We start from the raw sequence: 13,094 nt of genomic DNA on the forward strand, positions 1-13,094 counted from the left end.
GCCAGTTACGTATTGCTCCTTCCAGCGAACCCCGGAAGAAATCCACGCTTACGTCGGCTAGCGCCTTGCCCCCAAACAGCACGCGTCGGCCTTGGCAGACTGCTTCGCAACGATTTCGTGCGCAGCGTTTGCAGGCTGAGTTCCACGCCTTTTTTCCGCTGGGCGTGAGTGCAGTGCGGTTGGCCTTGCCACGGGTCACATAGACGTCGGCCGTGGTGACGCTTTGCACATCCACTACCTTGATCCCAGGTGCCACGCTTCGCGCTCATCCACGAATTTCCAGACGCCATCCGCTTGCAGCCACATGCGGGCCTTGCGCCCGAGGCGCTCGCCACTGGTAATGCGGTAGACACCGGGCTGCGGGTCGCCACTCGAAGGTGGCCAGATCCTTGAGATATTGGATCTGGGTGAGCGGCAGGCGCTCACCACTGGGCGTGATGACGGCGTAGGCATCGGACTTCATGGCCACATCGGGCACAAAAGCGCATCGCTGAACGAAGCTACCGACCGTCAAAGGTAGTTGCGTGTGCTGATGTCAAAGTAGTTTGGCAGCATGTAGGGCATGTGCGCTTGTGCGCCTGCAGACAACAACACAAGCACAGTTCCCAGCAGGCCAAGGTAAGGCCGCTTCATTACGGTAGACAGGTTCATGACATCCTCATTTGAAAAGTAGAAATAGATGATGGCGGCCCGATTGCGCATCCATGGCCAGCCGGAGTTTTGATTGGAGAGGGCAACTGCTTGCCCGTGTTCGTTCACGGCAGCACCCGTACCACCAGCTCGTCGAGTTCCACGCTGCCCTGTGCCTGGGCCGGTGTGGGCGGAGGTGCCGGCCTGCGCCGACAGACCCTGCCAGTGCAGCGGCGCGCGGACGAGTTCACGCCCGCCTTGTTCACGGGCCACTTCGACTGCCACGTTGTAGTCCCCTGCAGGCAGCTTGGCCAGATTGGCCTGGGTGGCATCGAAGCGCAGTACGTGCTTGCCAGCCACGCGTGTGGCGCCGCTCACACCGTCGGCGGGCAGCTCCATGGCTTCACCGGCCTTGCGCCCAGGTGCGCAAATTGCGCAGCCACATCTTGCCCAGATTGTTGCGCAGGTGCTGGTCGTACCAGACGGCCAGCGTGGCGGCCACCGACTGGTCCTGAGCCCGGTTTTCTATCCACACCGCCAGATAGGACGCTCATAAGCCGCGGCCACCTGTACGCGACGGGCAGGGTCAGCTCCACGGTCAAGGCAGCGGCATGCGGCCAGCGCGTTGCACTGCCAGCGCAAGCCAGCGCCGCAGTGCTAAACGCATGCCTCCAGGCCACGCATGCGGGACAGGGGGGCTCAGTGCGCCGCGGTCACTGGTGTGGTGTTGCCGCCAAGTCGACGTTGAGCTCTCGGCCGGCGGGTCCTCCCGCGACACAACGACCGTCGCCATGCTGGTATCGGCGGCCTTGAAGGTCCTGTCCGCAATCGGCCAGGTTCCTCCTGCACGCGACAGGTTGGCCATCGCGGTTACGGTCCAGGATGGCAAAAGCGGCACGTGGGCCTGTTTGATGCTGTTTTCATAGGCTTTATCGGGCTGACGGCCTTCTGGTCCAAATACTGCTGCTTGAGGCGCAGCTCAAACTCGGCCACGTACTCGGCCTCATTCAGGACGCCATCGCGGTTGGTGTCGCCGGACTTCGAAAGCGTTGCGTGCGAATGGCGTCGTACTCGGCGCGGGTCACCACGCCATCGCGGTTGCCGTCGTAGCTGCCTAGGAAGGCGGATAAGCCATGGCCGCCAGCGGGCCGCTGGCCGGGGCCGCTGCGCCACGGTGCCTGGGGTGCGGTGCAGGCACACAGTAACAGGGCGACGGCGCCGCCACGGCCATGGCGGTCGGCGAGGGTTGAACGATGGGTGTCAAAGATGAGGACAGGGCATGTCAGCGGAATTCTCCTTGAAAAAATACGGATGGGGTTTCAGAAAGTGGCGACCAGTGAAACAGTGTAGGTCCGCTCCGGTGTTGGTCGGTCAGCTCCAGGTCGTAGCAGGTCACGCGGCCACGGCGAGCTGCAGGTTGCGCGCGCTGGCGTAGTCCCAGTAGCGCATGTCGCCCAGATTGTTGATGCCGGCGTTCATGCGCCAGGTCTTGTTGATCTGCCAGTAGCCGCCCAGGTCAAAGACGAGAGTAGCCCGGCACATTGAAGAACACGGTCGGGGTGTCGGTCAACGCTGTACCTGCAGCTGTTATAGGCTTCGCGGTTGGTCGGGCAGACCGCCTGCTTGGCAGCGCACGAAAGGTGCCTGATCAGGTTCAGGCCCCAAGCCTTTTTCTGGGGAGCATCGTAAGCCCACGCCGATCACGGCCTTGGCCGCGTTGCACGCTGTCGAGCTCGACATCCTTGTCGCCGTAGTAGTAAGACTTGGAAGTGCCTTTGCTCACGCCCACCGCCCAGGTGCTGTAGAGCCCCTGCAGGCGCGGGCGACCACACACCATGTTCCAGGCGGCTGCTGATGTTCGAAGCCATAGATAGTGGCCGCGTCCCGGTTCTCGGCCTGGTAAATGATGGTGATGTTGCTGGGCACGTTGGTAAATTTCGAAGGACAGGGCTCGCGGCGCGGGTGTAGCGCGTGTAGGCAATGAAGTTCTCTTTGTACTTGGTATAGAACACCGAGGTATTGAGGCGTCACGCCCGTTGATCGGTGAGCCCTTGAGCCCCATGTCCACGGTGTTACTGGTCTCGGGCTTCAGGTCGCGGTTGCCGATCAGGTCCGATACAGATGTGGCGCTGCTAGCTGCCGTTCGCATTCCAGGAGCCGTAGAACTCACCCGCCGGAGGAGGTGCGTCCGCCGCGCTTGTAGGTGCGCATAGGCACTGAGTCCTGCGGTGTCAGGTCATAGACCAGGGCTCAGACTCGGGACTGACGATGACAGCTGCTTCACCAAAGGGGTGCCGTATAGGCGTGTGCGCGCCCGCCTAGTGACAGGCCGAACTCCGACAGCAAATTCCTGCAGGTTGCGCGACTGCGATCTCCACGCGGTCCACGCGAAGTGCCCGGCGATCAGCGGCCAGGCGCCTGCCTCCCGACGCTGCAAAGTTGATTTCGTCCTGCACTTGAAGAGTTCTTGGCGCGTAGATGGTGGTGTCCGGCTGGGGTTTCATGTAGCCAGCTCACGCCCCAAGGTTGCTCCAAGTCCTGGATCGAGCCGTTACTGAAGCCCGCGCTCGAGTTTGTGGTCGTCCGAAGCGCTTCTCGACCGAGGCTGGACACGCCCCAGCCCTGGGTCTTCGGTGCCCGACACGTTGTGCGCTCACGGCGCCACCCGATGAGCGGTTTTCGTGTCCGTTACGTCGCTTGGTGCGGATGGTTCCTGCAGGTGCAGCCGCGTCTCCAGCCCGGTCCGCCGCACTGCACTGCGCGGGTGTCCAATGGTGCGACTGAGTTGCAGGGTGTTGCGCTCGGTGGTGCTGTCCTGCCGGGAGCTTTCGCTGAACGCCGTGCGCGCATTGTCCCAACCATGTACTCGCCCTGGTTCTCACGCCGGTAGATGTCGGCCGACAGCACAAGGCCGAGTGATCGGCGCTCACCTGCACCCCGCCCTTGAGCAGCAAGGCATCCGAGTGCCAGTCGTTGGGGTAGCTCTCCACCGTGCTGCTGTTGTTGCTCACCGCGTGTCCGTCGCGACGGGAATAGGCGATCAGCCCATCGTAGTCACCCGACCGGCCGGCAGCCGTGACGCTCTCATTCCACGAACGGTCGGCCGAGTCATAACTGAGCTTGCTGTTGAAATAGGACGTTCGGCCTCCCTGAAGGTAGTACTCCGGCGCCTTGCTGCGGAATCCGACGGCACCGCCGATGCCCCCCGCCGTGCGACGCGCCGGGTGGTACCGGAGTCGATCTGCACCCCCATGTACATCTCGGGGTCGATGAAGTCGCGCCCGATGCCCGCGGTGTTGACACCGACCCGGCTCACATAGGGCCGGCTGCCCGCGGCCGGCAGTTCGACGCCGTCGATGTCCAGGCCGATCCGGTTGCCCTCGACCCCGCGGATATTGTAGCCCGTGGTGCCGCCGCGGTCGAAACTGCTCTTGCTGCGGCTGCCCCCCGTGGCCACACCTGGCGCCGACACTCAGCGGGTTCATAGCGGACCACGTCGTCCATGCCCTGGGCCTGTTCCAGTTGGTCTCCATCCAACGTGGTGCTGGCGCCGGGCTGGCGGTGGGTGGGCTCGCTCTCGGCGGTCACTTCCACCTGCTTCAGGGAAGGTACGGTGCTGGCCGGCACCGGTTCCTCGGCGGACTGTGCCCACGCGGCGGCGGGCAGTGCCGCCATCAGGGCTGCCTGGATGGCCGTCGCTCAACAGGCGCTGCCTGGGCGATGGCATCAAGCGCAGTTTGTGTACACGTGTTTCCGGGCGGTTGCGAAAAATTCCATCGACGTCACTCCTGTTATGAACTGGTGGTGCCGCGATACGCTGAGGGCTGTTGCCTGTGCCTTGCGTGGGTTCCTGGGGAAATCGCGGCCGCGAAAATGTCCTCTAATTGATATTAAGAACGATTCGCATTTATATTGTCGGCGATGGTACACCAAAGAAAAGCCTTGTCTTGGCCTTGAGATTTTTTTACAGCCCACCCCACTATCGGTCTGCCATGCGCGGTGGCAGATCCCTCGAAAGTGATGGAAGAGTAGGGCGTCGACCGGCGCTAATGTGCAGTCGCACGGACGTCCCGATGCACCCGTGCTCGTACAGCAATGCCATAGGATTGCTACGAATTTAGTAGCGTATTGCGCTTATCCTACGGGGGGTTAGATGGTTTTTATGCATATTTGATGCGGCGTAGCGGTGTCGTAGCGCGGTTCGACTTCGCGACTGCCGCAGGTGGCGTGCGGCCCGTTCGGCCCGCGCGCGATAGTCCACCCATAGGTTCCCGGTCAGGTTGATCCACGCCCGGACACGCCGGGCGCCGCCTGCCCGTGGGTTGGTATGGCAGGTCCAGATCCAGCCTACTTTGGGCGCCTGTGACAGCTTGCCGTCGCCCAGTGGCAGGGCAGTGGGCCGCCGCGGCTATGCCCGGAGCCGGTGGCAAGCAGCCATGCCAATGCAGTTGCTGATTTCTTCATCCAAGGCTCCCACAGGTTGCGCTGAGTGAACACGAGGATAAGGATCTTCGCAGCCGCTGCGGCACCCCCCAGCATCTACCGTAAAAGGTGTGTAAAGACTAGGTTTTGACTTTATTTAGAATCAATTTAGATATATCATAATTGCATCAAAAAAGGAAAAACATATGCGACACCACCACCCCCACTTCAGCTACCGCCATGTCCTAGCGAGCACGGCGACGGCATGGGCGGTGTTGCAGGCATATGACGAGATGCATGGCCGCAGCGGTCGCGGCGGTGGCCGCATTCAGCCACGGCGGCCTGCGCTTGTGCTGCTGCAACTCATCAGCGACAAGCCCAGCCACGGCTACGAACTGATCAAACTTCGACAACGCGCAGTTGACCGCCTGGGCGGCAGCTACAGCCCCAGCCCGGGCACGGTCTACCCCACGCTGACGCTGCTGGAAGAGCAGGGCTACCTGCAAGGCGAAAGCGCCGAAGCCGGTGGCCGCAAACGCTACGCCATCACTGACGCGGGCAAGGCCTTTCTGGAAGAGAACCGCGCGCTGACCGACGCCATGTTGGCACGCCTGAACGGTGGCGTAGACGGCGCCGGTGCCCGTGGTGGCCGGCCGCCGCAGGTGATGCGCGCGATTGAAATCCCTGAAGCTGGCCATGCGCATGCGCCTGTCGCGCGAAGCGCTAACGCCAGACCAAGCCAATGCCTTTGCCGCCGTGTTGGACCACGCAGCCCAAGAACTGGAGAAAATCTGATGTCTACCTTGTCTATGCCCTTCCTCCCTCGAGGCCAGGCCCGAACTGCTCGCCCAGCGCGTGCGCTTCGCCCTTCGCGCTTTCGTCAGTTGATCGTGAACCGTGTGGAGCGCCTGACGCCACACCTGGTACGCATCACCTTGGCCGGCGAAGCACTGGCGGGTTTTGTGAGCCTGGGCTTTGACGACCACGTCAAAGTCTTTTTTCCCGACCCGGTGACCGGTGTGCTGGCCATCCCCACCGCCGGCGCCGAGGGCCCGGTCTGGCCTGAGGGCGCACGCCCCACCATGTGCGACTACACGCCGCACCACTTTGACCCCGTGGCGCGCACGCTGCAGATTGACTTTGCCCTGCACCAGCTCAGGTCTGGGCTGACGGAGTGGCGGCGCAAGCGCAAGTGGGGCAGACCTTGGGTGTAGGCGGCCCGCGTGGTTCGCTCATCGTGCCCACCGGGTTTGACTGGCATTTGCTGATGGGCGACGACACCGCCTTGCCCGCCATTGCCAGGCGTCTGGCCGAGCTGCCCGCAGGTGCACGCCGAAGTATTCATTGAAGTCGATGGCCCGGACGACCACCTTGCGCTGCCCAGCGCTGCTACGCTGAATGCGCACTGGTACACCGCAGCAGCGCAGGGGCTGCTGCGTTACCCTTGCTGGACGTGCTGCGTCGCACCACCATGCCGGCCGGCGTGTTCCATTCCTGGATCGGTTGCGAGTCCACACAAGCCGCTTTGCGCGCCTATCTGACCTCCGAATGCCTTGCGAATCCTCTGTGGATTCGAGCGTCGAGTTACTGGCGCAAAGGTAGCGTGGACACCCACGAGTCGCTGGACACGTGAGCGCAATGGGCGGCGAATCGATCCAGACGCGCTAACGCCCCACCGCGTGCCGACACCCCCCGGCAGTCTTGTGGCGTCTCGCTTGTTGAGCATTGACTCCCGGACCGATGTGTAGACAATCCAGGGCATGCAAACTCGCACGCGGCCCTCGTCAATCTGTCTTTCCCTATCAACTTTGTGCCGCTCAATGGAACGCCGCAGGATTGCGAGGACTGTGGAAAAGCCGAGCGCTTGGGTTTCCAGTTTGAATATGCCTACCAGCCCATCGTGGACCTGGAGAATCTACAACGTTTTTGCCCATGAGGCCCTGGTTCGCGGCCCAGTTGGCGAGGGGGGCTCATGACGGTGCTGGTCGCAGGTCAACGACCACAACCGCTACTGCTTCGATCAGTCTTGTCGCGTCAAGGCGATCAAGGGGGCGGCAGTAGCTGGGCATGGCAGCGAAGCGCGGTGTCGATCAACTTTTCTTCCACAACGCAATTTACCAAGCCAGAGGTCTGTATCCGCACCACCTTGGAGGCGGCGAGCTCCACAACTTTCCGCTTGATCAGATCATCTTTGAAGTGACCGAAGGAGAGCGGATTGAGGACGGGGCCCTGGTTTTCCTTCCATCCTGCGCGAGTACAAACGCTGCGGCTTCAAGACCGCGATCGACGATTTTGGTGCGGGGTATGCAGGCATGAAGCTGCTGTCGGACTTCCAACCTGACCTCATCAAATTGGCATGACCCGATCCGCAACGTCGACACCAACCGCCCTCGCCAAGCCATCAGTGCAGCCCAGTATCCCTATGCAAGGACATGAACATACAGGTGGTTGCCGAAGGGATAGAGACGCTGGGCGAGCGTGATTTCAGGCAGGACGCAGGCATCCACCTCATGCAGGGCTACCTGTTTGCCAAACCAGCGTTTGCGCCATCGCGGAACTGAATGCTTCTTCGATGGATGTGACACACCCTTGAAACCCACCGTGCTTGGTCAGGGCAGCCGCTAGCAGGGTAAATTTAATCTTCACCGTGTCGACCACCAGCAGCGCGCCCATGGCAATGCTCAGTGGCGTGATCCCAAAGTCGGTTTGTTTGATCTCGAAAGCACCGCTGATTCGCAGGCCAGCATCGGTGCTTTGCAGCGTCACCGGCAGGGTGATCGGGCGCGTCTGGTCGCGGATGCGCAGGGCGGCAGTGACCAGTGGGGTCTTGGAGTCACCCTGGATCTGCACGGATGTGATGCGAATCTCCGGGTGCCGCGCGCCGTCCAGCAAGGTGTCGCGCAGCATATTGGCCTTGGTGCCTTGCTTGGCGTCTTCACTCACGTTGAGGGGAAAATCTTCGCCTTCCGCCGCGCGTGCCGCGTTGTCGTCCACCACCAAATCGTTGACCGGCACGGTGATATCAAAGCCGGCATCGCCCAGTGCAGCGCCTTGCCACACAGTACCGCTCAGGTTCTGCGAACTCACCACATGGTTGTGTCCCAGCCGTGCCATGGGGCCGCCGCGGTAGACCAGAATGTGCAGGGTGGAGGCCGTGGGGTCAATGCGGTAGGTTTTGGTCGACTCGGCGATGGGGGATGGTGCTACTGACGCGCGCGCCACAGGCGCAGCGCTGGGTGCAGGCCCGTTGGGCGCAGACGTGCAAGCCACCAGCATGGCGGCACACGCCAGCAGCGCATGGTGCAACCAAGGGCGTCGCATGTGGTTCAGCACTCCACAATCGCCTTGATGACACCTGCCTTGGGGTCCAGCAGGTCCTGGAACTTCGTGGGCACTTCGGCCAGGGTCAGGCGGTGCGTGTTCAGCGCCTGCGGAATCAGCCCGGCGCGCATGGCATTGAGCACGGTCTCAAAGTCTTCGGCGGTGGCGTTGCGGCTGCCCATCAAGGTCATTTCGCGTTTGTGAAACTCGGGGTCAGAGAAGGTAATGTTCGCGCCCACCACCGAGATCAGCACATAGCTACCACCGTGCGCCACAAACTTGAAGCCGCGCTCCATGGCCTTGGGGTTGCCGGTGGCGTCAAACACCACATCAAAAAACTCGTTGTCGGTCAGTGCGGCCAGTTGTGCTTCATCGGTGTCGCCCAGTGCCACACCGGCCTTCACGCCCAGGGATTGGGTGCAAAAGTCCAGCCGGTCCTGGCGCCCGTCCAGCGCGGTGACGGTGGCACCGCGCAGCTGGGCAAAGATCATGGCCGCCATGCCGATCGGCCCGGCGCCTACCACCAGCACCCGTTGGCCGGCCTGCACGCCGCTGCGGCGCACTGCGTGTGCCCCAATTGACAAGAACTCCACCATGGCGGCCTGGTCCAGCGATACGCCCTCGGCCTTGTGCACAAACTGCTGGGGCACGGTCAGGTACTCGGTGAAGGCGCCATCGGTATGCACACCCAGCACCTGGATGCGGGTGCAGCAGTTGGTCTTGCCCGCCCGACAGGCAATGCAGGTGCCGCAAGACAAGTAGGGCATCACGTACACCGTGTCGCCGTTTTTCAGCGCGCTACCTGCAGGGGCGGTTTCCACCACGCCGGACAGCTCATGCCCCATCACCCGGGGGTAACTCAGGTAAGGCTGGTTGCCAGTGAAGATGTGCAGGTCGGTGCCACACACGCCTACGCGTTTGACGCGCAGCAGCACATCGTTGGCCGCGCGCTCGGGCATGGGGCGGTCGTGGGCACGCAGGGTGCCGGGGGTTTCGCAAACAACGGTCAGCATGTCGAGTTCCTTCGTTCAATCCAAATTTTGTGCGCGCAATTCGGCGCGTGTGGGCAGGCCTTCCATGTCGCCCACCACTTGCAGGGCGCGCGAGGCGATCCAGTTGGCGCGGCGCAAAGCGTGGGGCCAAGTCAGGCCTTCGAGCTGCGCGCTGATGATGCCTACGGCAAACGCGTCGCCCGCGCCCACGGTGTCCACCACCACGGGCACCGGCACGCCGGGTACTTGGCCTTGCTCGCCGGTGGCCGTGCGGAAGTAGGCGCCCTCGGCACCTTGTTTGATGACCACGGCCTTGGCGCCCCGGTCCAGGTACCAGGCGGCAATATCTGCTGGCGTGGTTTGACCCGTAAGCAGCTGGCCCTCGCTGATGCCCGGAAGCACCCAATCCGCATGGCGGGTCAGGTCGTTGAGGGTGTCGCGCATGGTGGCCACATCAGGCCACAGGCTGGGGCGCAGGTTGGGGTCAAACGACACGCTGCGGCCTGCAGCGCGCAGGGTTTGCATGGCATGGGCCACCAGCTCGCGGGCCGCGGGCGACAAGGCGGGCGTGATGCCCGTGGCATGCACATGCCGGGCGCGCAAGGCGTAGTCGGTAGGCAGGTGCGCTTTGCCAAGCTGGCTGGCGGCCGAGCCACGGCGGTAGTACTCAATGGCCGGGTCGCTGCCGTCCACGCTGCGGCTCTTGAGCATGAAGCCGGTGGAGCGCTGCGTGTCAATCTCCACCTGGGATGTGTCCACGCCCTCTGCCTCTACCGTCTTGCGCACATAGCTGCCAAAAGAGTCCGCCCCCAGGCGGCTTATCCAGCCTACTTTGAAGCCCAGGCGGGCCAAGCCAATGGCCACATTGGTGTCCGCCCCCGCAATGCGTTTGCTGAAACTCTGCACCTCGGCCAGTGGGCCGGGCTCTTGGGCCACCAGCAGCGCCATGGTCTCGCCCATGGACAGCACGTCGAGTGCGTTTGCCAAGTTGCTCACGCTGCCAACTCCCCGCGGTTCACCGCGCTCAGCGTGGCGGCCACGCCGTGTGACTGCAGGGATTGCAGCAAAGGCAGCAGCGCGGCGGTGAGTGCCGCGTTGCCCGCCAGATCGCCAAACACAGGCGCGTAGGCCAGCATGGCGTGCACGCTTGCTGTGCTCACTCCTTGGTCTATCGATGTTTGGTACAGCGCGGTGAGGGCGTCCGCATGCGGGTCGTCAATGCGGTAGCGCTGGCCCAGTTCGTCCTCACCCCGCAGGTAATGCATCCAGGCTGCCAAGCCCAGCGCCATGCGGGTGATGGGCAGGCCACGTGTCAGCCGGTCGCGCAGCGTGCCCAGAAGGCGCTGTGGCAGCTTCTGCGAGCCATCCATCGCGATCTGGTGGGTGCGGTGCGCCAGCGCTGGGTTGGCGTAGCGGGCCAGCAGGTTATGGCGGTAGGCGGCCACATCCAGGCCGGGCAGGGCAGGCAAGGTGGGCTCAATCTCGTCGCGCATCAGCGCTTCGATGTGCGTGCGCAAGGCGGGCTGCCCAATCGCCTTGTCCACCGTTTGCCAACCCGCCATGGCACCCAGGTAGGCCAGGCTGGAGTGGGTGCCGTTCACCATGCGCAGCTTGAGTTTTTCAAACGGTTCGGCATCGGGCACAAAGCGTGCGCCACCTTGTCGCCAGTCGGGGCGGTCGGCGGCAAACTCGTCTTCAATCGCCCAGTCAAAGAACGGCTCTCCCAGTACCGGCCATGTGTCCGTGCAGCCCAGCGCCGCGCCCACAGTCTCGCGGTCGGCATCAGTGGTTTTGGGCACGATGCGGTCCACCATGGAGCATGGAAAACAGCACTGGCCCTCTATCCATGTGCGCAGGCTGCTATCAATTTCTTCAGCAAAGCGCAGCACTGCTGCCCGTAGCACGCGGCCGTTGGCAGGCAGGTTGTCCAGCGACATCAGCGTGATCGGGCCCAGACCGCGCGCCTGGCGCAGCTGCAAGCCGTAGACCAGCATGCCAATGGCAGAGCGGGGAACCAGCGGGTTCGCCAAGTCGTGCACGATGTCCGAGTGGTCCAGCCGCAGCGCGCCGGTGGCCGGGTCGTGGCAGTAGCCTTTTTCGGTCACTGTCAGGCTCACGATGCGGGTGTCCGGCGCGGCGATGGCATCCAGCACGGCTTGTGGGTTCTCGGGCGCAACCAACAGCGCTTGCACGGCACCGATGACTTGCAGGCGCTGGCGCGGCTGGCCGCTGGCGTCCGCATCGCGGATGGCCAGCGTGTAGAGACCGTCCTGCGGGCCCAGGGCATCGCGCGTGTCAGGCTGGCGCAGCGACACGCCGGTGATGCCCCAGCGCAAATCGCCCGCGGCAATCGCTGCCTCGGTGGCCGCTGCCATGTGGGCGCGCATAAAGGCGCCAATGCCCAGGTGCACGATGCCGGTTTTCAGGGCCTTGCGGTCATAGGCCGGGCGCGCCACGGCGGCGGGCAGAGCTGCAACCGTGGTGTCATTCAATCGGGTCATAGCCACCATCACCAGTTGGTCAGCGTGCCGTCGTGCTGCAGGCGGTTGACCGGCAGGTAGGCGCGTTTGTAGGGGTACTTGGCGGCCAGTTCCTCGTCAATGGTCACGCCATGGCCGGGGGCTTCGCCGGGGTGCATGAAGCCGTCCTTGAAGCTGTAGGCGTGAGGGAACACGGCGTCCGTTTCGTCGGTGTGGCGCATGTACTCCTGAATGCCGAAGTTGGGCACCCACAGGTCAAAGTTCAGCGCAGCACCCATGCACACGGGCGACAAATCGGTGGCGCCGTGCGAACCGGTGCGCACCTGGTAGAGCGCTGCCAAATCGGCAATGCGACGCAGGTGGGTGATGCCACCGGCGTGGACCACGGTGGTGCGGATGTAGTCGATCAGCTGGTTCTCGATCAGATCCTTGCAGTCCCAGATGGTGTTGAAAATCTCGCCCACCGCCAGCGGCGTGGTGGTGTGCTGGCGGATCAGGCGGAAGGCCTCCTGGTTCTCGGCAGGCGTCGCATCTTCCATCCAGAACAGGCGGTAGGGCTCCAGGTCTTTGCCCAAGCGGCCCGCCTCGATGGGCGTGAGGCGGTGGTGCACATCGTGCAGCAGGTGAATGTCCGGCCCCACGGCAGCGCGCACTTTGTCGAACAGCTCGGGCGTATGGCGCAGGTATTTTTCGGTGGACCAGTCGTGTTCGCTGGGCAGGTCGGCATCGGCCGGCTCGTAGAACATGGTGCCGCGGCCCACGCCGTACACCTTCTCCAAGCCCGGCACGCCGCTTTGTGCGCGGATGGCCTTGTAGCCCATCTCCTTGTAGCGCAGCACTTCTTCCACGGTTTGCGTGATGTCTTTGCCGTTGGCGTGGCCGTAGACCATCACACCCGTGCGGCTCTTGCCGCCCAGCAGTTGGTACAGCGGCATGTTGGCGGCCTTGGCCTTGATGTCCCACAGGGCGGTGTCCACGCCAGCAATCGCACTCATGGTGACCGGGCCGCGGCGCCAGTAGGCGCCCTTGTAGAGGTACTGCCAGATGTCTTCAATCTGTTGCGGGTCACGCCCGATCAGGCAGGGGATGACGTGCTCGGTGAGGTAGCTGGCCACGGCCAGCTCGCGGCCATTGAGCGTGGCATCGCCGATGCCGGTGAGGCCTTCGTCGGTCTCGATCTTGAGGGTGACAAAGTTGCGGCTGGGCGCGCAGATGATGACTTTGGCGGAGGTGATTATCATGGTCGTAG

General features: G+C 63.3%; 10 protein-coding genes and 3 pseudogenes. 3 read left to right on the forward strand and 10 right to left on the reverse strand.

Features of this window, described 5'->3' with window-relative positions; translation table 11 throughout:
* From U5O12_RS19120 to U5O12_RS19145, 5 genes and pseudogenes are all read right to left on the reverse strand, one after another.
* Positions 1-256, reverse strand: a 256-nt coding sequence (locus U5O12_RS19120; protein ID WP_322580177.1) for a hypothetical protein, incomplete at its 3' end; no start/stop codon positions are given.
* A 9-nt stretch (positions 257-265) separates the two neighbouring features.
* Positions 266-514 (reverse strand): hypothetical protein, encoded by a 249-nt coding sequence (locus U5O12_RS19125; protein WP_322580178.1) that lies wholly within the window; start codon positions 512-514, stop codon positions 266-268.
* Positions 511-1,165, reverse strand: a pseudogene (locus U5O12_RS19130) (DUF2271 domain-containing protein). The gene U5O12_RS19125 and the pseudogene U5O12_RS19130 overlap by 4 nt, the downstream one beginning before the upstream one ends.
* 857 nt (positions 1,166-2,022) lie before the next feature.
* Positions 2,023-2,172 (reverse strand): hypothetical protein, encoded by a 150-nt coding sequence (locus tag U5O12_RS19140; RefSeq protein ID WP_322580181.1) that lies wholly within the window; start codon positions 2,170-2,172, stop codon positions 2,023-2,025.
* 112 nt (positions 2,173-2,284) lie between these two features.
* Entirely contained in the window at positions 2,285-2,467 is a 183-nt protein-coding gene (locus tag U5O12_RS19145) for a hypothetical protein (RefSeq protein ID WP_322580182.1), read from the reverse strand.
* Positions 2,468-5,258: 2,791 nt separating this feature from the next.
* Between U5O12_RS19145 and U5O12_RS19150 the strand changes: the two genes are divergently transcribed.
* The 3 genes and pseudogenes from U5O12_RS19150 to U5O12_RS19160 all read left to right on the forward strand — a co-directional run bounded on the left by U5O12_RS19150 (position 5,259) and on the right by U5O12_RS19160 (position 7,613).
* Positions 5,259-6,266: a siderophore-interacting protein gene (locus U5O12_RS19150; RefSeq protein WP_322580183.1), complete on the forward strand. Its 1,008-nt coding sequence runs from the start codon at positions 5,259-5,261 to the stop codon at positions 6,264-6,266.
* 53 nt (positions 6,267-6,319) lie between these two features.
* A pseudogene (locus U5O12_RS19155) lies at positions 6,320-6,685 on the forward strand (SIP domain-containing protein).
* A 649-nt stretch (positions 6,686-7,334) separates the two neighbouring features.
* A pseudogene (locus U5O12_RS19160) lies at positions 7,335-7,613 on the forward strand (EAL domain-containing protein).
* On the opposite strand, the gene U5O12_RS19165 reads toward U5O12_RS19160, so the two are convergent.
* Genes U5O12_RS19165 through manD form a run of 5 tightly spaced genes read right to left on the reverse strand, consistent with a single transcriptional unit; the run spans position 7,561 to position 13,086 of the window.
* Positions 7,561-8,373: a YceI family protein gene (locus tag U5O12_RS19165; protein ID WP_322580184.1), complete on the reverse strand. Its 813-nt coding sequence runs from the start codon at positions 8,371-8,373 to the stop codon at positions 7,561-7,563. The pseudogene U5O12_RS19160 and the gene U5O12_RS19165 overlap by 53 nt on opposite strands.
* Positions 8,374-8,378: 5 nt before the next feature.
* Entirely contained in the window at positions 8,379-9,386 is a 1,008-nt protein-coding gene (locus tag U5O12_RS19170) for a zinc-binding alcohol dehydrogenase family protein (protein WP_322580185.1), read from the reverse strand.
* A gap of 15 nt (positions 9,387-9,401) precedes the next feature.
* Positions 9,402-10,325: a sugar kinase gene (locus U5O12_RS19175; RefSeq protein WP_416221530.1), complete on the reverse strand. Its 924-nt coding sequence runs from the start codon at positions 10,323-10,325 to the stop codon at positions 9,402-9,404.
* A 32-nt stretch (positions 10,326-10,357) separates the two neighbouring features.
* Positions 10,358-11,866 carry a mannitol dehydrogenase family protein gene (locus tag U5O12_RS19180; protein WP_322580186.1) on the reverse strand — a complete coding sequence of 503 codons (1,509 nt, stop codon included), beginning with the start codon at positions 11,864-11,866 and terminating at the stop codon, positions 10,358-10,360.
* A gap of 8 nt (positions 11,867-11,874) precedes the next feature.
* Complete coding sequence (gene manD, locus U5O12_RS19185; protein ID WP_322580187.1) at positions 11,875-13,086, reverse strand: D-mannonate dehydratase ManD; 1,212 nt, start codon at positions 13,084-13,086, stop codon at positions 11,875-11,877.
* Between the last annotated feature and the right edge of the window lie 8 nt (positions 13,087-13,094).

The organism is Rhodoferax sp., from assembly GCF_034519335.1.
Taxonomy (GTDB): domain Bacteria; phylum Pseudomonadota; class Gammaproteobacteria; order Burkholderiales; family Burkholderiaceae_C; genus Allorhodoferax.

Bases quoted from the DNA above. Each gene is read 5' to 3' on its own strand.
- U5O12_RS19140 (WP_322580181.1), bottom strand. From the start codon at position 2,172: ATGTGCCGGGCTACTCTCGTCTTTGACCTGGGCGGCTACTGGCAGATC.
- U5O12_RS19145 (WP_322580182.1), bottom strand. From the start codon at position 2,467: ATGGTGTGTGGTCGCCCGCGCCTGCAGGGGCTCTACAGCACCTGGGCG.
- U5O12_RS19150 (WP_322580183.1), top strand. From the start codon at position 5,259: ATGCGACACCACCACCCCCACTTCAGCTACCGCCATGTCCTAGCGAGC.
- U5O12_RS19165 (WP_322580184.1), bottom strand. From the start codon at position 8,373: ATGCGACGCCCTTGGTTGCACCATGCGCTGCTGGCGTGTGCCGCCATG.
- U5O12_RS19170 (WP_322580185.1), bottom strand. From the start codon at position 9,386: ATGCTGACCGTTGTTTGCGAAACCCCCGGCACCCTGCGTGCCCACGAC.
- U5O12_RS19175 (WP_416221530.1), bottom strand. From the start codon at position 10,325: ATGGGCGAGACCATGGCGCTGCTGGTGGCCCAAGAGCCCGGCCCACTG.
- U5O12_RS19180 (WP_322580186.1), bottom strand. From the start codon at position 11,866: ATGACCCGATTGAATGACACCACGGTTGCAGCTCTGCCCGCCGCCGTG.
- manD (WP_322580187.1), bottom strand. From the start codon at position 13,086: ATGATAATCACCTCCGCCAAAGTCATCATCTGCGCGCCCAGCCGCAAC.